Source organism: Prevotella sp. P3-92 (assembly GCF_002251205.1).
Lineage (GTDB): Bacteria > Bacteroidota > Bacteroidia > Bacteroidales > Bacteroidaceae > Prevotella.
In genome coordinates, this window is sequence record NZ_NPJE01000022.1 from 1 (window position 1) to 20,268 (window position 20,268).

The window sequence follows — 20,268 nt, forward strand, 5'->3', positions numbered from 1 at the left end:
CAACTTCAATCCCGTTATCGCAAGATACTATATGCGACTCGTAGAACGTGGAAAGAAGAAGCAGGTTGCACTGAATAATGTAAAGAACAAACTCATACGTTTGGTCACTGCTATGGTCCGAAATCGCCAAATTTTCTCACCAGAATATAAAATATCAGCATAAATTAAAAATAATGGTCAAAATATTTGGATTTTAACATAGAAAGCGGATTTTTTGGCATTGGTGCTTCCTAGGCAGTGGTGAAATGTCACACAGATATCAATCATCGGAATTTAGACGGATGTTTTGGGGTTGCCTACGGCAAGATGTTTTGGAGTAGCGAAGACAGAGTGAGAGCGCGCTTTCACTATGCTGAGTCACGACAAAACAAACCATAGGTAAATCTTTGGAGGAAATCTTTTTGAAGAAGTTGCTTCGCAAGAAATATTTTTTTGCAATGATATATATGTTGGCACAAATAATCACGAAAAAAACGAGCAACTATTGTAGGTTGCTCATTTTGCGATACTTATTGCAGATGGAGGTATATTCCCCATTGTATATACTGCATCTTCACTTCTTGGGTCAAATGAAAATTTTGCATTATCTATTAGTTTGGTTGTATAATCTTTAGTAGGGATTTTCCCCGATGGTTTAGGGAAAAACCTTTGCGAAACATCGGGAAAATGTTTTCCTTTGCATCGAGAACAAGATAAAACCCTTGCAAAAGGTCTGGTGAAAACCAAAGAGTAATAACAATTAAAATATAGGAGATAAAGGTATGAAGAAGATGATGATAGCCCTGATGAGTCTGCTGACATTCGCAGCTACAGGCAACGCTATGAGTTACGAGCAAGCCCGTAACGAGGCTTTGTTCCTGACCGACAAAATGGCTTACGAACTCAATCTCACAGAAGACCAGTATGAGGCCGTCTATGAAATCAACCTTGACTATCTGATGGGCGTTACAAGTTACGATGATGTTTATGCGCTGGGATGGGAGCGCCGCAATAGCGACTTGGCTTTCGTTCTGTTCGACTGGCAACTGACCGCCTACCGAACTGCTTCATATTTCTATCGTCCACTCTACTGGCATGGAGGATATTGGCACTTCGGCATTTATGCCCGCTATCCACGTCGCGACTTCTTCTATTTCGGGCGTCCAGTATTCTACGCTTCCTATCGAGGCGGGCACTCTTGGCGAATGAACGGAAACCGCAGTTGGTATCAGCCACGCCGCCATATCTATGCACCCAAACATCATCGCAACCACTTCGGTATGAAGGATGGTTGGGATCGAGGTGACTTCCGTAATAATCACCATAGCATGCGCAATAGTTCTACACGTACCACAGTAAACCGCGACTGGCGACAGAATAACTCACACCATCGCTATATTGACAGGAGAAACGACAACGACCGTAATTGGAGCAGCAATCGCGACAACAACAGAAACAACGACCGTGGTTGGAACAGCAATCGCGACAACAATAGAAACAACGACCGCGGCTGGAACAGCAATCGCGATAACAACAGAAACGGACAATCGTTGGGAGGATACCGCAGTCGTGAAAATGACAGAAAAAGCACATTAGGCGGTAGCAACAACAGCCGTCCTACCACCAGTAGCAACCATTCTTTTGGTAGCGGAAACCGTTCATTCGGCAGCGGCGCCACCCGCTCTGTCGGCAACAGCAGTAGCAATAACGGCGGAGGCCGCAGCACGGGCGGAGGCCACAGTTACGGCGGACGTCGATAACATACGCACTTCAGCATTCATCACCCGTTGCACTTCACGCATCGGACAATGGGCATAGACAGCAAGGATAGCTTTGTTGATAATGCCATGACCCACAGCCACCACCCGTTGATCGGGATAGGTGGCTGTTATATATTCTAAGAAATCGACAGCACGCATCATCATCGTTTCCTCACTTTCCACATCATCAGGCCATACCAATCCTTTTAGATCAGGTATGAAACGTCCAGTAAAAGCTCCCCAGTCGCGCTCACGAAGCAGAGGTGTAGTAACAACTGGCAAGTGATGCGGCCGTGCTATGATTTCAGCAGTTTCCACCGCCCGATGTAAATCGCTTGCCACAACAGCATCGATGGGTTCCTCTGCCAACCGCTTGCTGACGGTTTCTGCCTGTTGGATGCCATGATCATTAAGTTTACCTTGGGTCTGCCCTTGCATGATCTGCCGGGCATTATCAACGGTCTCGCCGTGACGGATGAGATAGATGGTAGTCATTCTGCTAATATTCCTACATGAAGAGGTACTACATCTGTACCCATATCAGCCAATGCCTGCGACATGTGGCGCAGTTTGCTGAGATATTTTTCCGTATTCCATGGCGTTTTGCTCGAAGGCAGATACTCATAGTCATTATGTCCGACATCATGGCAGGTGTCGAAAAGATTTTCAAGATTGTAAAAACCAATGGCATGTACTGCCGTCTTCTTATTTTGTGCACCAACTATATTAATTCCTGCCAACAGCAGGAACACCAAGGCCACCCCTGACTTTCTCATTGTGATTGCAAGTTTTAAATTATGGTGCGAAGTTATATAAAAAGAACGAGATTAGCGAGAGATTTTTTCTCTTTCGGTATATTTTAACACAAATAATGGATAAAATTTGGTTGATTGGCAAAAAGTTTGTACCTTTGCAACCTCAAAGCGAGAATTTGTATTTACAACATTAAATAAGTAACAATAAAAATGAAAAAAGGTCTTCATCCAGAAAACTATCGCCCCGTCGTGTTCAAGGACATGTCCAACGGCGATATGTTCCTTTCGCGTTCTACCGCAAAGACTAACGACACAGTAGAATTCGAAGGCGAAACTTACCCAGTGGTTAAAATCGAAATCTCGAGCACCTCTCACCCCTTCTATACCGGTAAGAGCAAGCTTGTGGATACTGCAGGACGCGTAGATAAGTTCATGAGCCGCTACGGTAAGGCTGCAAAGAAATAATTTCCACAGAAAAAACGAATTAAAGGCGCGCCCACAGTAGTTGCATATGCTGATGGTCACGCCTTTTTTGTTTCTAACAAATTTCATCCTTCATTTTCTCGCCATGGCATAACTCGAACAAGTTCGGTTCTGCTCATCTGGTTTAACGAAAACGATCGTTTTTTAAATACCGGCAGGATTCCAATTATGGGTTCCTGCCGTTTTTATATCCATTCACCTACTCTATTAAGCCCCATTTCAGTCATTATAAATATAAAAACATTTTCGACTGGTCTAACGAATACCGAAAACATTATTGACTGATCCAACAACCGATTTAAGTTAAGACGACATAAAACGCCATACTCATGTAAAGCAATAGTACCATACACACTTTATTCCATTACACAAGTAAACAAATTTCATTATCAGACACAAAAAAAAAAACGCTAATACCACCGTTTTCGTTAAGCCAGATGAGCAGAGTTATGTTTACATGAACTCTGCCATGGCGAGAAAACGTGCCAAATAATGGAACATAATGATCAACCCATGATTTCACCATCAGCAAACAGACAAAAAGCATTCTGCATTTCTCCACAATAACACCCATTCCACTAAAAAACGCTAAATAGTTTGGTTGTCACGCAGAACATTCGTAACTTTGCGATTAGTAAACCAAACACTTTTCAAACAAGATTAAACAATTAATAAAATAAAGATGAAAACGATTTATGATTTCTCTGTAAAAGACAGAAAAGGAAAAGAAGTATCACTAAAAGAGTATGCCAACGAAGTATTACTCATCGTCAATACCGCTACCAAATGTGGATTTACACCACAGTATGAAGAATTGGAAAAACTCTACGAGAAATACCATAGCCAGGGATTTGAAATCCTCGACTTCCCCTGCAACCAGTTCGGACAACAGGCTCCTGGTACCGATGAATCCATTCATGAGTTCTGCAAACTCACCTATGGAACAGAATTTCCGCGCTTTAAGAAAATCAAGGTCAACGGAAACGATGCAGAACCACTCTACCAGTTTCTAAAAGAACAGAAGGGATTTGCCGGTTGGGATATGTCACACCCTATAGCACATGTGCTTGACGATATGCTGAGCAAAGAAGACCCAGACTATCGCGAAAAAGCAGATATCAAATGGAACTTCACCAAATTTCTGATTAACAAGAAGGGACAGGTAATAGCCCGTTTCGAACCAACAGAAAAGATAGAACATATCGCTCAACAGATTGAAACATTGCTGTAAGCGACACCTATTATTAAATATAGCATTCCAACAATAACAAACGAATTGCAAGTAATGGAACATACCAAATGTCTGATCATCGGTAGCGGACCTGCCGGATATACTGCTGCCATCTATGCGTCGCGTGCAAATCTTGCACCCATAGAATACTGCGGATTGCAACCCGGCGGACAACTCACTCAAACTACTGAGGTAGAAAACTTCCCAGGATACCCACAAGGTGTGGATGGCAACCAGATGATGATGGATCTTAGAGAACAGGCAGAACGCTTCGGTACAGAACTTCGCGACGGGTCCATCACCAAGGTTGATTTCTCTAAAACTCCCTATCGCTTATGGGATGAAGAAGGACGCGAGATAGAAGCCGACACCGTGATTATTGCCACTGGTGCCTCAGCCAAATATTTAGGTCTTGACGACGAACGTAAATACAATGGACAAGGAGTATCTGCGTGTGCCACCTGCGATGGATTCTTCTATCGAAAGAAGACCGTTGCCGTGGTAGGAGGCGGTGATACAGCATGCGAAGATGCACTCTATCTGAGCCAGTTGGCAAAAAAAGTATATCTCATCGTACGCAAACCATATCTCCGTGCTTCAAAAGTGATGCAAGAACGAGTGATGAATACCGACAATATCGAAATCCTGTTTGAGCACAACACCCTTGGACTTTTCGGAGAAAACGGTGTAGAAGGCGCACACCTCGTCAAGCGCAAGGGAGAAAATGATGAACAAACAGTTGATATTGCCATAGACGGTTTCTTCCTCGCCATTGGCCACAAGCCTAACACAGAACTCTTCGCCCCATGGCTTGATACAGACGAAGTGGGCTATCTGAAGAAAACCGATGGTACTCCACGTACCAAGCTCCCAGGAATCTTCGTTGCCGGTGACTGTGCAGACCCCACCTACCGACAGGCTATAACAGCCGCAGGAACCGGTTGTCAAGCAGCCATAGAGGCCGAACGCTACCTGTTAGCCAAAGAAGGTTAAGCCCAGAGCCAGCATTTAACAAATAAATAGTATGAATAAGAAAAGGCTCGCTTCACAGCGAGCCTTTTCACGTTTAAAACTAAATTAATCAACCATAAACCTTAACCATTAAAAATCATATTGGGTTTTGCATTAGAAACCTCTTGTTCCTATATAATGCAAAATTAACTCACAACTAGTTTTGTTTTCTGATGCAAATGTATTACAATTATTTCATACTCGCGTTCATATTTTATTATTTATAGTTTAAAATGCGTGATTTTAACGTTTAATACACCAAATTTATCGCAAATCAAACTAAAATACGCATTTTTGACGATTTTTATGGTAAAATATGAATGTATTTCAAACTTATTTTCGTATCTTCGCAACCGAAAATACAGTTATAGATATGACAAACTTGACCATCATTCTGTTGATTATAGCCACAGGATTGTTGATAGGAGGCCATTTTTGGTTATCAAGAAGGCTTTCTATCCATCTAAGAAGCAAAAACAAGATGCTGTTGGAGTGTACCATCTCCAACCTAACTAATAATCTGTCAACCCCAATGACCATTATCAGTAGCACTATCGAACAACTACGAGGCAATCATCCTGAACTGCAAGACGAGTTAAACATGATCGACCTTAACATCCAACGATCATTGCGTCTTCTGCAACAAATGGACGAGGCCACACTAATCTATACGGGTAAGATGAATCTACATGTACAGCAATGCGACGTAATGCGATCCATCAGAGATACCGCACTATGCATAGCGCCGTTAATGAACAAGAAAGGCCTCAACCTTGACATCAGTTGTAAACCAGACACGATGGTTGGTTGGGCAGATACTGACAAAATAGATAAAATCATCTTTAATCTGTTGCAGAACACCACAAAATATACAGGTACCGACGGTACCGTAACTTTAGATGTGAGTACAAATTCTGACTACGACCACCTATATATACGTATTAGCGACAATGGCGTAAGCATCATCCCCGAAGAAGTAGAGAAAATATTCAATGCTCCATCTATCTCCAGTTTTCAGGAGTCCATGATTACCGGAACCTACCCCAACCTATCACTCGTCAACGATATGGTGAGACTACATGGTGGCAACATCCACTACAAAACTCTTCAAGGTCAGGGAACTACCGTCACCATCGAGTTGCCCATAGGAAAAGAGGTCTTCACCGACGCACAAACCAATCATCAACAAAAGTCATCAGAGAGTTTTATCCGTACCTATGCCAACAATCTGCTGCCTTTGCTGACCCCGATAAAAAAATCCGAGAAATCAGCAGATGGCAGCAAAAGCATCAACATCATCCTTGCAGACGATAATCCTGAGATGCTCAATCTGATGGCACATGCCTTAAGTCCATACTACAACATACTCACAGCGAGCAATGGTGCCGATGCGCTCCGACTGGTAAAAGAAGGAAATATCCAACTTGTAGTGGCAGAAACCAATCTGCCTAAAATTGATGGTATTAGTCTGACAACTGTTATTCGCCAAAATTATTCCAAGAATCAATTGCCAATTATTACGCTGACGGGCAATGCCGACACCAATGACAGCGAACTATCCCTGCAAGAAGGCGCAGACATCTGTTTGCAGAAACCATTCCGCATGACCGATCTGCTGCTTCATATCAATAACACGCTATTAAGCCGTCAATACCAGCAAAAGATAAATATTGATGCCACCCATCAAGACGAACATATTGAGGAAATCACTTCATCAGACAGCCCAATAGACAATGAGTTTGTAAACCGTGTCACCGAACTTGTCAAAGCCAACTTATCCGATTCTGACTACGATCGCGACAGGCTTGCTTCTGACATTGGAGCCAGCAGTTCCACCTTATATAATAAGTTGCGAGCAGCCACAGGAAAGAATGTTTCGACCTTTATCCGTGACATGCGCATCAAGACAGCCTGCAAGATAGCGCAGTCAGACCCAGACTTGCGTGTCAGCGATATTGCCTATCAAGTGGGATTCAAAGATCCTAAATACTTCGCCACCACCTTTAAGCGGGTAATGGGCATGCAACCATCGGAGTATTTTGAGAAACTAAGAAATCAATAATGCAAACTCTCATGTGAGAACCGGTCATCATATTTAATTTCGGTTTATTCAGACCGAAGGATGATTCAATATTTGTATTGCATCATCGATTTACTTACTCGTCGGCCGAAGAGCCAGCAGACCGACAAAGGTGAATAAACCATTAAGCATCAGCAGTTCATAACCGAATCGATAGCCCGTATAATATCCCACAATAGCGTCAAGTCCCCAACAGAACAAAGGAGAAGCCAAGCATACATAGGGTACCCATCGGTCATTGGTCTGCCTATGGGTCAACAGCCCGAACGCAAAGAGTCCAAGCAACGGCCCGTAGGTATAACCACAGAGCACATAGATGGCATCAATGACGCTGGTGGAATTCACCAAACGAAAAAGCAAAACAAAGACCACAAAAATCACAGCAATAATCAAATGTGATCTTTTGCGTAGGTTTTCATCGTATGGTTTCCCACAGATATCAACACAGAAACTTGTTGTCATAGCTGTCAAAGCCGAATCGGCACTTGAAAATGAGGCAGCCAAGATACCTAAAATAAAGAGCACAACCACCGCAGGTCCCAACAGCCCAGATGCAGCAAAAGTTGGTAACAGTTGGTCACCCATCTCTGGAATTGCAATACCACGTTGATGAGCAAGCATAACGAGCAAAGCACCAAGCGAAAGGAACAACAGGTTGGCAGGTAGAAAAGCCACACCATACGTCGTCATATCTTTCTGTGCATCACGCAATGAACTACAAGTAAGATTTTTCTGCATCATATCCTGATCAAGTCCCGTCATGACAATGACGATGAACACACCACTGAAGAATTGTTTCCAGAAATTCTGCTTCGACATCCAGTCATCAAACACAAAGATGCGCGACATTTCGCTATCTGCTATGGCCGATACAGCATCACCAACCCCCATTTCCAATTGTTTGGTAACCATAATAAGCATCAGTATCAACGCTCCAAAGAGACAGGCAGTCTGCAGCGAATCAGTCCATACCAGTGTGCGTATGCCACCTTTTCTGGTGTAGAGCCATATCAGAGCCACCATTACTAACGCCGTAAATGTAAAAAGCCATCCCTCACCTATCTGTCGCATTCCATCAGGCATCTGCATCATGATACATTGCTGCAAAATCCAGCACACCACATAAAAACGCACCGCTGCCCCTGTCATTTTCGACAAGAGGAAAAACGATGCCCCTGTGCGATAAGCCCTTCGTCCAATACGTTGCCCTAAAAACGAATAAATGGTGGTCAGGTTCAACCTATAATATAAAGGTAGGAGAACAAAAGCTACGATAACATAGCCCAAGATAAACCCCATACATGTTTGCAAATAGGTCATATCAATACGTGTCACCATACCCGGCACACTTACAAAGGTCACACCAGATATCGATGCACCTATCATGCCAAAAGCCACCATATACCATGGCGACTGTCTGTTGCCACGGTAGAACGTATCATTGTCTGCATGTCTTCCCGTCCATCTGCTGATGGCAAACAGCAAGCAAAAATAGCCCAAAACTATCGCTAATATCATCATATCGCACACAAAGGTAGCAATTTTTTAGTTTTTATCCTCTTTTTCTCATTATTTTTCATTACTTTTGTCGTACAAAACACTAAACCATAAGACAATGACAAAACAAAAGAAGTATCTCCTACCGGAGAATGAGATTCCAACACAGTGGTATAACATCATGGCAGACATGCCCAACAAGCCACTGCCTCCCATCCATCCCCAGACCCACAAGCCCTTAACATGGCAGGATTTGGCACATATCTTCCCCGAAGAGTGTAGTAAACAGGAACTGGACATGGAGCATGAGTGGATAGACATTCCCGAAGAAGTGCTCGACAAATACCGTTTTTACCGTTCTACCCCATTGGTACGCGCCTATGAGTTGGAAAAAGCCCTCGGCACTCCTGCCCATATCTATTTCAAGAACGAGAGTGTCAACCCCTTGGGTTCTCATAAAATCAATTCCGCCCTTCCCCAATGCTATTATGCCAAACAAGAAGGCACAACCAATGTGACCACCGAGACTGGTGCCGGCCAGTGGGGTATGGCTCTGAGCTATGCTGCCAAGATATTCGGTCTCGAATGTGCGGTTTATCAGGTAAAGATTACCATGCAGCAGAAGCCCTATCGTTCATCTGTTATGCGTACTTTCGGTGCTGCCGTTACCGGTTCTCCATCCATGTCAACACGTGCGGGTAAGGATATCATCACCAAAGATCCGTTGCATCCCGGTTCACTTGGTACAGCCATTTCAGAAGCAGTAGAGTTGGCTACCACCACTCCCCATTGTAAATATGTATTAGGTTCTGTACTCAATCACGTTGGTCTGCACCAGACTATCATCGGTCTGGAGGCTGAAAAGCAGATGCAGATGGCTGGTGAATATCCCGATACTGTTATTGCTTGCTTTGGCGGCGGTAGCAACTTCGGAGGTATAGCATTCCCCTTCATGCGCCATAACATCAGCGGAGAGCGTCATACCGAGTTTATCGCAGCCGAACCCAATAGTTGTCCTAAGCTGACTCGCGGTAAGTTCCAGTATGACTTCGGCGATGAAGCTGGTTACACACCATTATTACCCATGTTTACGCTCGGCCATCAGTTCAAGCCCAGCAATATCCATGCAGGCGGTCTCCGCTACCATGGTGCCGGCATGATTGTGTCACAGCTCATCAAGGACAAGATGATGCATGGTGTGGATATTCCCCAATTGGAATCGTTCGAATCCGGAATGCTCTTCGCCCGCACCGAGGGCATCATCCCTGCCCCTGAGAGTTGCCATGCCATCGCAGCCACTATTCGCGAAGCCAAGAAGTGCAAGGAAACCGGTGAGCAAAAAGTCATCCTGTTCTGCCTCTCTGGCCACGGTCTCATCGACATGCCGAGCTATGAGCAGTTTATCAGCGGCGATCTGCAGAACTACACCGTTTCTGACGAAGAAATCGAAAGAAACGTCAGCGAGCTGGAGCCCATCATCAAGGAATAACAATCAGTCCATCCATTCCTCCATGCCAAGTATGGAGGAATGGAGATACATTTCGGAGAGTATCGCCCAAGAAAATCCATGCCGACTCTCCAACATAGCTAATAACAAAGAAGCCGGTTCGATGAGGAACCGGCTTCTTTGTATATATAATATAGGTATTATCCCATACCAATCAGTTTTTTCAGTTCACCCTCTTTATAGAGGATATAGGCTGTTGTTCCGATAAACACGAGGAAGAGGAACATCAGTACCATTTTGGAACGAACAGGACCAGCCTTCTTCACAGGAACCGTAGCACTCTGCAGGGTTGTAAAGGCAGGAGTATCCTCTTGCACTTTGGCCTCAGCCATCTGCATCTGTTGAGCCAGTGTGTTATAGGCATTAAACTGCAGTTGCATCTCGTTTTCAAGATCGGTCTGTTTGCTACGTACACTCTCAAGAATCAAATCCTGGTTGGCATCCGAGAACGAAGCATAGTTCTGTCGTGCGCGAGTATAGCGTTCCTTAGCCTCTTTATAGAGTTTTTGTGTATAAGCCAAATCATGACGCGCTTTCTTGGTACGATACTCTGTGATAAAGTCTTGCAGACGCACTTTCACCGAATCAGCCATGGTGGCAGCAATAAGCGGATCCTGGTCAGTTACATTGATAGTGATGACCATTGTTTTCTTATCCACATCACACACAACCTTCTTATCTATCACCTGCGCAATTTCAGTCTGTGTCTTGGTCAGGCGGAACGGATCCACCTTAAGATTCTTCTCTTTCTCTTTACTGCCGAAGATACTCATCAGCCCCTTGACAGCTCCCGACCACCATGGTGTTTTCTGTTCGTTGAGCAGATAGTCGTAGTAGGTCATCACCTTCTTATCTTCTTCACGCTTCACCTTTACAGGAAAGAGGCTGGTTTTGAAATCAACCGAGTTCATCAAGTCAGGATAGAGCGTAGGAAAGAGTGCCTCTGTACCTGCATTAGCACGACCTCCGAGAGTGACGCCAAACTGACTTGCCAGAGCGCTAATCGAACTGGTACTACTCTTCGACGACAGTTCTGGTGACAGTTTCACCTGTACATTATAATAGTTGGGCAGTCCCAAGGCATAGATACAAGCCAGAACGAAAGCCACAGGCAGCACAATGACATAGAGATGTTTGCGACGCTTGACAGCAGCCCACAAGGCAGCATAGTCGATGGAGCTTTCTTCCTCCACCTGATTCATCTTGTTATTCTCATCCATAGTCATACCTTTCATTATTTAGTGATAGAGACGATAGAGGCAACCACAGCTGCCAAACTTGCTAAGCTGGTTCCTGCAGCAAGCATTTGTGCGAAGTTCAATCCTTCACGCTTACGTTTGCTTGGCACTACGATTTCACAGCCTGGCTCTATTTTTGCACCATGTCCAACCTGTGCCACAGTTCCGTTGGTATAAACGACAAAGGTCTTATGCTTCTTGGCACGCAGTCCGAAGCCACCTGCCTTGTTAACATACCACTTATAACCTTTGTCACCCACAAATGAAACAGTATTGGGGAACATCACGTCACCCGACACTTTGACCGTAGCATTATACTCTGGTACTGTGATCACGTCGCCTTCACGCAAAATGATGTCGTATTCACCACCTTTATCAGCCATGGCCTTATCGAGTTCAATACCCACTACGTAGGTATTCTCCAAATCCAAGTTTTCCATAGCAACTGAGTCGCGCTCACTCATATTTCTTTTGAGTGCAGCCAACACATCTTTAGTGCGTTCCTTTTCCTCTTGCGTTTTCACACGTACCAGTCGTGCACCACGCATATAGGCATTCTCGGTCACACCTCCAGCCATGGCCAGGACATCACTCAGTCGCATGTTTTTCATGTTCATCGTCTGTACGCCAGGGAAGTTTACCTCGCCCTTGATAGTAACGTTCTGTGGTGTCACATAACCAGGACTACGGCGCACGTGTACCACATCATAGGGTTGCAATACAAATCCCTTGTTACCATCGACCACGAATCCGTCTTTCAGGGCAAACGAGAATGTCTGTGCAATCTCTCGTGTGGTTGTGGTGGCCTTGGGGTCACGAATACGACGCGACACATCAACCCTTGCAGTACTTGCAGCGTCTGTCAGACCACCTGCTTGCATGATGAGGTCCTCTACCGAGGTATTGTCGGCATATTCGTAAGTTCCTGGTGACATCACCTCACCAGTAATGGTATAAGTACGCTCTGAACGCAGTTCTGCCTGTGTAGGAATAAAGAGCACGTCCTCATTCTTCAATGGAATATCGGGCACGGTACCAGTCAGGATACCTTGTACATCAACCGAGACCACTTCAAGACTGCGGTCAGCCTTCATGCGATGCAATACAGCGTGAGCAGTAAAGGCATCTTCGGTAACACCTTCTGCACGCTCTATCAGTCCTCTCACAGAAGTAACCTCACCACCCAACCGATACTGTCCGGGGCGGAATATGGCACCTTTCACCTCAACCATATTCTCATAGCGGTTGAGCATACCATCTACGGTTACTGCATCGCCGTCATCAACTTTGAATGATGACATATCAAACTCATCGACATTAAATACCGAATAGCGTTCGCCGGTCTGACGCACCAGTCTGACAGCCTTCTTATAGGCATCTCCTGTAAATCCTCCAGCATATTTCAACAAAGTTGCCACGCTCTCGTTCTTTCGCATTTCGTAGAACATCGGGCGCTTCACATTACCCGTGACACCAACCAAACAATCGTAAGGTCCTACCTGTACCACATCACCGTCCTGCAGACGAACATTACCCGCCAATCTGCCGTTGAGAATATATTCATAGATATCCACCACGGTAATCAGTTTTCCATTACGATAGACCTTCACATTACGTAGTGTACCGATATCGTTGATACCGCCAGCTCTGTAGAGGGCATGGAAAACAGTAGAGAAAGCGCTGAGGGTATAGGTACCCGGTGTCCTCACCTCACCCATCACATTGATCATGATGGTGCGTGTTTGTCCCACGGAGAGCTTCACCTTACTGCTGGCATAGCGTGATCCGAGTGTAGAACGAATTTTTCCGTTGGCAGCAGCCACCGTCATTCCGCTCACATAAATCGGTCCGTATCCAGGAACCGTCACCGTTCCCTCTGGCGATATGGTCAGTTGGTGTGTATTCTGCGAAGCGCCATAAACATCGATGACCACTTGGTCACCAGGACCGAGCACATAGGTCTGCGGTGTGGCGATATTCATATTGGGTTCGAATGAAAGGGCGCGTTGGTTGAAGATGTCACGTCCAAACACTTTCTTGCCATTAGTCTCGGCAGAATGTCCTTGGGTAGCCATTACTTCCTGCTCTGCCAACTGATGGTCTTCACTGGCATCGTTAGCATTCTCAGAAGCTGTATTAACCTTGCCGTTCTCCAGTTCCTGCTGTTGCGATGCACTATGCCGCATGCGGTTGCTTGCATCACCGACAGCAGCATCAGCCGCAGCACTCATATTGTGGCTTCTGATCTGTTTATCATACTGGTTGCGCACACGTCTGATCTGATCGATCTTCACTCCACGTTGCATCAACTTGGTGACAATCTGCGACTGTGATGTTCCGGCTTTCGCCTCCCTTGCCACAAACTGCATCACTTGCGTGTCGGTCATTCCGCTCTGTGCGGCAACCGTCAACGAAGACAGCATCATGAGCGCAACCACCATATTGCGCTTCAAGCCTGCCATTGTTTTCATGCTCGTTACTTGAAAATTCATATTTATCTGATTACTTTTTATTCCTCTTGTTTGAGTCAGCGCAACTATGCTTTTTCCTAAAGGAAAAGCAAAATGCGATGCAAAATTAGCAAAAAAGACTTAAACTACAAAGCGAAACGCACTTTATTTTCATTTACATTGCAGGTTACTTCTCCAGTTGCCTTTTTTTTATTACTTTTGCATTGTTTTCGGCTTCACGAAGCCTACAATCCCTGAAAGTAATGACAACACTGAAGATAGAAGACCTCATCGAACTCCTTTCCGTTGCTCCACAAGTGGGGGCTACGGCAAAAAGTCTGTCTGACAAGAAAATCAAAACCTTGTTTTTAGAAGGACTGACTGGCTCTGCCGCATCAGTACTGTTTGCCACTATGGCGCAGAAGAATCTGTTGCCCAATGCGCTATTTATACTCAACGACGAGGAAGAGGCAGGCTATTTCTATCACGACTTGACACAGATGTTGGGCAACGAACAGGTATTGTTTTTCCCTTCCTCATATCGCCGTGCTATCAAATACGCACAGCGAGACGCTGCCAACGAGATTCTCCGCACCGAGGTATTGAGCCGTTGCATGATGAAAGACGGGCGTTACCTCATCGTCAGCTATCCTGAGGCATTGGCAGAACTGGTCATTTCACGTCGTCAGATGGACGAGCGAACCTTATCCTTAGAGCATGGACAGAATATTGACACTTCCATCATCGTAACACAACTGCGTGAGTTTGGGTTTCATGAGGTAGATTATGTCTATGAGCCAGGCCAGTTTGCCCTACGCGGTTCTATCCTCGATGTCTATAGCTTCAGTTGCGAATATCCATTCCGCATCGACTTTTTCGGTGACGACATCGACTCTATCCGCACTTTCGATGTGACCGATCAGTTGTCGCGCGACCGTCGTGACCGCATACAGATTGTTCCCGAACTATCTGTTACATCAGAGGAACGCGTACCTTTCTTTTCGTTTCTGTCAAAGGAGACTTTGCTCGTGACAAAAGACTTACTCTTTGTTCACGATTCCATCGACCGCACATACCGTGAAGGATTCTCGTCGCAAGCTCTTACCGAGCGCATGGAAGGACAGACCGAAATGGAGCAACAAGAGACGATGCAGCAGATGAGAAAGGAGACTCAGCTCATAAGCGGCTCTCAATTCACCGAAGCCATCAGCGGTTTGCGTCGCATAGAAATCGGTGCACATGCCACAGGTGTGCCTCAGGCTACCCTGCGTTTCAACACCCTCCAGCAACCGCTGTTTCATAAGAATTTCGATCTGCTGCGTCAAAGTTTCACCGATTATCTGTCAAAAGGTTATCGCATCTATGTTCTGGCAGACAGCGTGAAGCAGTTGCAACGCCTGAAAGACATTTTTTCTGCCGATGAGGAAAAACAGGTCCTACACTTCACCCCTGTAGAAAAAACCATCCACGAGGGATTTATCGACCACGACCTGCGACTCTGCATCTTCACCGACCACCAGATATTCGACCGTTTCCATAAATACAGTCTGCGTTCCGACAAGGCCCGCAGCGGCAAAGTCTCGCTCACGTTGAAAGAGATTCAACAGTTTGAGGTAGGCGATTTCGTGGTCCATGTAGATCATGGCATCGGCAAATTCGGTGGTTTGGTACGCATGCCACAAGGCAACGGCTACCAAGAGATGATTAAGATAATCTACAACGGCGGCGGGGCTATCTATGTCTCCATCCACTCACTCTATAAGGTCAGCAAATACAAAGCACAGGACAACGGTGAACCGCCACGCCTCTCGCAATTAGGCACAGGACAGTGGGAACGACTGAAAGAGCGCACCAAAAATAAGTTGAAGGATATTGCCCGCGACCTCATCCGTCTCTATGCCCGCCGACGACGCGAGCAGGGATTTGCCTTCAGCGCCGACTGTTTCATGCAACACGAACTCGAAGCTTCATTTCTCTACGAAGATACGCCCGACCAGTTGAAAGCCACCAACGACATCAAGGCCGATATGGAAAAAGCACGTCCTATGGACCGTTTAGTATGTGGCGACGTGGGATTCGGTAAGACCGAGGTGGCGGTGCGTGCTGCATTCAAGGCTGCCTGCGACTCCAAGCAGGTGGCTGTACTCGTGCCTACCACCGTACTGGCTTACCAACATTTCCAGACCTTCCAAGGCCGTCTGAAGGATCTGCCAGTCCGTGTGGATTATCTGTCGCGTGCCCGTTCCGCCAAACAGACCAAGGCAATACTGAAAGATTTGGAGGAAGGCAAGATAGACATTATCATCGGCACCCACAAACTCATCGGCAAGACGGTGAAGTTTCATGACCTTGGACTCCTTATTATTGATGAAGAACAGAAATTCGGAGTATCCACCAAGGAGAAATTGCGCCAGTTGAAAACCAATATCGACACGTTGACCATGACAGCAACACCCATTCCGCGCACACTGCAGTTCTCCCTTTTGGGTGCCCGCGACCTGAGCATCATCCAGACCCCGCCACCCAATCGCTATCCCATCCATACCGAGATACATACCTTCGGACCGGAAATCATTGCCGATGCCATCAATTTCGAGATGTCGCGCAACGGTCAGGTGTATTTTGTCAATCCGCGCATCAACGACCTACAGCGCATTGCCGACCTCATCCACACCTATATTCCTGATGCACGTGTGGTGATTGGTCACGGCAGGATGAAGCCCGACGAACTGGAACAAGCCATCTTCGATTTTGCCAACTACGACTACGATGTGCTCCTCTCAACCACCATTGTTGAAAACGGCATCGATATTCCCAATGCCAATACCATCATCGTCAATGGTGCCAACCACTTCGGCTTGTCAGACCTCCATCAGATGCGAGGCCGTGTAGGACGCGGCAATCGCAAGGCGTTCTGCTATCTGCTTGCACCTCCCCTTGCCGACCTTCCTCAGGAGAGTCGCCGCCGATTAGAGGCATTGGAGAATTTCAGCGACCTTGGCAGCGGCATACAGATTGCCATGCAAGACCTTGACATCCGAGGTGCCGGCAACCTGCTGGGCGCCGAACAAAGCGGATTCATTGCCGATCTGGGTTATGAGACCTATCAGAAGATTCTGACCCAAGCCATGACAGAACTGAAAAACGAGGAGCCCACCTTTGCCGAAGTCGCAGACGCAGAAGCCTCTACACCCATCAATACCGACGGACCGTACGTTTCCGACTGCACCCTGGAGAGCGACCTCGAACTCTATTTCCCCGACCAGTATGTGCCATCCGACAGCGAGCGCATGCTGCTCTATCGCGAACTGGACAATCTCCAGACCGACGAGCAACTCGAAGCCTACCGTCGTCGAATGGAAGATCGCTTTGGTCCTGTACCGCCTGCTGCTCAGGAACTGATGCATGTGGTGACTTTGCGTCGTTACGCCTGCCTGTTGGGTTGCGAGAAAATCATTCTCAAACAAGGACGTATGTCTATGTATCTCGTCTCCAAAGCCGACAGTCCCTACTATCAAAGCGAAGCGTTCGGGCGTGTTATAGACTTTGCGGTGGGCAATCCACGTCGCTGCCAACTGCGCGATGTCAACGGCAAACGTTCATTGCTGATATCCAATGTTCCCTCTGTAGCAGAAGCGATTCAGCTACTTAGGCCTCTGACTCAACAGTAGCTGCCTGTTTTACTCCAATCGGGCATTGGCATTTACTCCCTCCTTCATAAGGCATAGCGCGCTGTCGTACGCAACGTTGCAAGTTTCGAATCATACTATTGCTTCCCTGTGTGTTCGGGTTGTCAACGGGATTTGTTCGGGTTTTGCTGTTTCATGATGTGATATTTTTTCGGTTACATTTCATGGCACCTTTTCTAGCCATGGCAGAGTTTAAGTGAACTTAACTTCGTTGACTTTCCTCACGTTCGGAAAACTTCAAGCGAGCTTAATTTTTCGCTCACTTAAACGGAAAGTTAACTCTGCTCATTTGGCTTATCGAAAACGTTCTACACATTCCCACATCGTGGTATTCTCCTGTTCTGTTCCTTGTTTCTCCCAACTTTGTCCCATCATTGTCCGCTAAATATTGGGACTTAGTGTGGAGTCACTTGTGACTTACTGAGGAGTTGACCATGTCTGTGCGCGGACGGAATGTTTTGTGCGAAAGTGATTCTCTCTTGAACCACGGGGCAAAGATACAACATTCGGTTTTGCCCATCATACGTTTCTATACGTTTCCTGCGATTCGAGGACATTTTTATTATGAAATGTTTGCATGCCCATGAATAACCTTGCTTCACAAGGCAGAAACCAGTTTATATGGCCTTGACACCAAGGAGATGGAAATCCGTAGATTATGCATTCTCTCCAAAATCCTAATGAGCGATTGGGTGTAATAGGCGTTTGAAAGTCGTAGTAGATGGTTTCAGTTGTAGTTGAAAAAACGCCATTTTTTGCAGTCTGGCAGGGTCGTAAAAAAGTGTCCAGTATGTCCCAAAATCCATTTCAAGGGCATCCAGAACGCATGAATGAGTGCGTTTTCTGTGTTTTGCATGGAAGGTGGAAATCATCGGAACAAGGGGGGCGAACTCGATTTTTGATGCTTTCAAGAGCGAAAACGCCCAAAAAGTCTGGCTTCTATCAAGGGTTTGCGGCTTTGGAATGTTTGTTTTCCTGATGTTACATGAATCGCATTTGCTGGACAGAAGTGTGCAAGTTGTTGAGAATAAGCCTTTTAGACGAATGTCCTTTATGAACAAGCGTTTCAGTTTCAGTTGTTTCAGTTGTTTTTTGAGGGGTACCTATTTCACTTCCTATATATATATTATTGATTATTAGTTAGTTATAAGTCTTAAAAAGGGGGTTTGAAATTTAACTGACCCTCTGAAACACAACTGAAACTGAAACAACTGAAACGCTTGGCTAAAATTCACGCTTCTTTTCCGAGGCTTTTGAATGCTTTTCGTTCCCACCAATAAAAGGTCACACGGATCCACGGAACACACCGAGTTTACAGTACAAAGTTACGTAGTATAACTCCCTCATACAAGCAGAGACGGGCTGAAAGCCCAATGGTTTCCTTAGCCCAGGGCAACACCCTGCGGACACGGTTACAAACAAAACAGTACGTCCTGAAAGGACAAAAGTAAAACCATCATTCAAAATTCCATAAGAAAGTTCATCATTTACTTCCACTTCACATGCCATTAGTTGATATTCATCCCATGGTTTATCTTAACCTTTCCTCTCCAAAGCCATTCATGCACGATACACATGGGAGCATCCCAAGATGCTGACAGCCCTATCGGTTTATTTTTCAGAACCGTTAGTTTCACCAACCACACCCTGCCAGCTGACCAACATACCGTTGTCACTTGCACCTTCGATTGTCACCAAGTAGCGTTTTGACACATCAGAAGAATAAAACTGCAACGAAGCACAACCATCATCTCCCACCACAACGCGAGGATTCCAATAAAGCGTTGTCCGATAGTCGGGACGCGTATAGTCACTCTTGTCAGATTTGGGATACTGAGGCGAATAAAACTCACGCTCAGGGCGATAACCTAATGGCTGCACCTTCGCCATCGAGAGCAAACTACTACGACGTTTGACTTCCGAACCGTCTTTCAGAAAGATGAACAGCACACCAGGAACTGTACCATTAGGACTCACACGAACTCCGAATATTGTGTTTTCGGAATTGTTTTTCGGGAAATACTCTATTGACTTGATGTTATGTACATTAATATTCAACAACTCTTCATGATCTGTTTCGCGAAAATCGTCCACATAACATTCCACATGAGGCAGATACTCTTTTCCATCTTCATCTCTTGCTACAAATATGCCCAACTGCGCCACCAAGGTTTTAACCAATGTGACCCATTCCAAGCGAGGATCACCTTCTGCTATTCCGCGCGGAGCTTCTTTCCGCATAAAATTATGGTTATATTTCTTAGCCGAGGACTTTCCTGTTTTGATGAGTTCAGGCAACATTACTTCATTGTCTCCATTATACATCTGCTGCAGTTTTCCACGCGTTACCAATAAAGACGCATCGCTTTCTTTTGACATAGTACGATATGGAATTTTTACCTTTGGAAAGGTCTGTTTATCGACATGGAGCTCTACCAGTGAAGTCTTTCCTTCCGTCCGTGTAGCCTCCAACAACCATATCATATTTTCAGGACTATCCACCGTCAAGGAAAATCGCGAGCTATCGCCCAACTCAAATTCCTTGCGATAGCCTTCTATTGGATTGACCAACAGCAAATGCGGGTTCT

The 20,268-nt window shown here is 45.6% G+C and carries 12 protein-coding genes and 1 pseudogene; 7 read left to right on the forward strand and 6 right to left on the reverse strand.

Features of this window, described 5'->3' with window-relative positions:
* Window positions 1-761 precede the first annotated feature (761 nt).
* Complete coding sequence (locus CIK93_RS03610; RefSeq protein WP_094446599.1) at window positions 762-1,739, forward strand: hypothetical protein; 978 nt, start codon at window positions 762-764, stop codon at window positions 1,737-1,739.
* On the opposite strand, the pseudogene CIK93_RS03615 reads toward CIK93_RS03610, so the two are convergent.
* A pseudogene (locus tag CIK93_RS03615) lies at window positions 1,737-2,234 on the reverse strand (histidine phosphatase family protein); the annotation flags it as partial. The gene CIK93_RS03610 and the pseudogene CIK93_RS03615 sit on opposite strands and share 3 nt — an antisense overlap.
* A complete protein-coding gene (locus CIK93_RS03620) occupies window positions 2,231-2,515 on the reverse strand; it encodes a hypothetical protein (protein WP_094446600.1) in 285 nt (94 codons plus the stop codon). The gene CIK93_RS03620 and the pseudogene CIK93_RS03615, both read right to left, overlap by 4 nt.
* A 189-nt stretch (window positions 2,516-2,704) precedes the next feature.
* Here CIK93_RS03620 and CIK93_RS03625 point away from each other — a divergent pair, with 189 nt between their 5' ends.
* The 4 genes from CIK93_RS03625 (at window position 2,705) to CIK93_RS03640 (ending at window position 7,281) form a co-directional block, all read left to right on the forward strand.
* Window positions 2,705-2,959, forward strand: a complete 255-nt coding sequence (locus CIK93_RS03625; protein ID WP_094390737.1) for a type B 50S ribosomal protein L31 — start codon at window positions 2,705-2,707, stop codon at window positions 2,957-2,959.
* A 700-nt stretch (window positions 2,960-3,659) separates the two neighbouring features.
* Entirely contained in the window at window positions 3,660-4,208 is a 549-nt protein-coding gene (locus tag CIK93_RS03630; protein ID WP_094390736.1) for a glutathione peroxidase, read from the forward strand.
* Window positions 4,209-4,262: 54 nt separating this feature from the next.
* Window positions 4,263-5,201, forward strand: coding sequence for a thioredoxin-disulfide reductase (trxB, locus tag CIK93_RS03635; RefSeq protein ID WP_371327174.1), 939 nt, complete (start codon window positions 4,263-4,265; stop codon window positions 5,199-5,201).
* A 391-nt stretch (window positions 5,202-5,592) separates the two neighbouring features.
* The gene (locus CIK93_RS03640; protein WP_158215462.1) at window positions 5,593-7,281 is read left to right on the forward strand and encodes a response regulator; all 1,689 of its coding nucleotides are present in this window, start codon (window positions 5,593-5,595) and stop codon (window positions 7,279-7,281) included.
* A 90-nt stretch (window positions 7,282-7,371) separates the two neighbouring features.
* Here the strand turns inward: CIK93_RS03640 and CIK93_RS03645 are convergent, their stop codons facing one another.
* The gene (locus CIK93_RS03645; protein ID WP_094434060.1) at window positions 7,372-8,820 is read right to left on the reverse strand and encodes a sodium:solute symporter; all 1,449 of its coding nucleotides are present in this window, start codon (window positions 8,818-8,820) and stop codon (window positions 7,372-7,374) included.
* Window positions 8,821-8,914: 94 nt separating this feature from the next.
* On the opposite strand from CIK93_RS03645, the gene CIK93_RS03650 reads away from it, so the two are divergent.
* Window positions 8,915-10,285, forward strand: a complete 1,371-nt coding sequence (locus tag CIK93_RS03650) for a TrpB-like pyridoxal phosphate-dependent enzyme (protein ID WP_094390895.1) — start codon at window positions 8,915-8,917, stop codon at window positions 10,283-10,285.
* Window positions 10,286-10,443: 158 nt separating this feature from the next.
* Here CIK93_RS03650 and CIK93_RS03655 read toward each other — a convergent pair whose 3' ends face one another.
* Window positions 10,444-11,523 (reverse strand): chain-length determining protein, encoded by a 1,080-nt coding sequence (locus CIK93_RS03655; protein ID WP_094446605.1) that lies wholly within the window; start codon window positions 11,521-11,523, stop codon window positions 10,444-10,446.
* Window positions 11,524-11,537: 14 nt separating this feature from the next.
* Window positions 11,538-13,982, reverse strand: a complete 2,445-nt coding sequence (locus CIK93_RS03660; RefSeq protein ID WP_254046727.1) for an SLBB domain-containing protein — start codon at window positions 13,980-13,982, stop codon at window positions 11,538-11,540.
* A 272-nt stretch (window positions 13,983-14,254) separates the two neighbouring features.
* Between CIK93_RS03660 and mfd the strand changes: the two genes are divergently transcribed.
* Entirely contained in the window at window positions 14,255-17,662 is a 3,408-nt protein-coding gene (mfd, locus tag CIK93_RS03665) for a transcription-repair coupling factor (RefSeq protein WP_094446602.1), read from the forward strand.
* A 1,629-nt stretch (window positions 17,663-19,291) separates the two neighbouring features.
* Here mfd and CIK93_RS13590 read toward each other — a convergent pair.
* The coding region (locus CIK93_RS13590) for a hypothetical protein (RefSeq protein WP_158215463.1) at window positions 19,292-20,268 on the reverse strand (977 nt) is incomplete at its 5' end.

Excerpts from the sequence above, each read along its gene's own strand:
- CIK93_RS03610 (WP_094446599.1), top strand. The coding sequence starts at position 762 with ATGAAGAAGATGATGATAGCCCTGATGAGTCTGCTGACATTCGCAGCT.
- CIK93_RS03620 (WP_094446600.1), bottom strand. The coding sequence starts at position 2,515 with ATGAGAAAGTCAGGGGTGGCCTTGGTGTTCCTGCTGTTGGCAGGAATT.
- CIK93_RS03625 (WP_094390737.1), top strand. The coding sequence starts at position 2,705 with ATGAAAAAAGGTCTTCATCCAGAAAACTATCGCCCCGTCGTGTTCAAG.
- CIK93_RS03630 (WP_094390736.1), top strand. The coding sequence starts at position 3,660 with ATGAAAACGATTTATGATTTCTCTGTAAAAGACAGAAAAGGAAAAGAA.
- trxB (WP_371327174.1), top strand. The coding sequence starts at position 4,263 with ATGGAACATACCAAATGTCTGATCATCGGTAGCGGACCTGCCGGATAT.
- CIK93_RS03640 (WP_158215462.1), top strand. The coding sequence starts at position 5,593 with ATGACAAACTTGACCATCATTCTGTTGATTATAGCCACAGGATTGTTG.
- CIK93_RS03645 (WP_094434060.1), bottom strand. The coding sequence starts at position 8,820 with ATGATGATATTAGCGATAGTTTTGGGCTATTTTTGCTTGCTGTTTGCC.
- CIK93_RS03650 (WP_094390895.1), top strand. The coding sequence starts at position 8,915 with ATGACAAAACAAAAGAAGTATCTCCTACCGGAGAATGAGATTCCAACA.
- CIK93_RS03655 (WP_094446605.1), bottom strand. The coding sequence starts at position 11,523 with ATGGATGAGAATAACAAGATGAATCAGGTGGAGGAAGAAAGCTCCATC.
- CIK93_RS03660 (WP_254046727.1), bottom strand. The coding sequence starts at position 13,982 with ATGGTGGTTGCGCTCATGATGCTGTCTTCGTTGACGGTTGCCGCACAG.
- mfd (WP_094446602.1), top strand. The coding sequence starts at position 14,255 with ATGACAACACTGAAGATAGAAGACCTCATCGAACTCCTTTCCGTTGCT.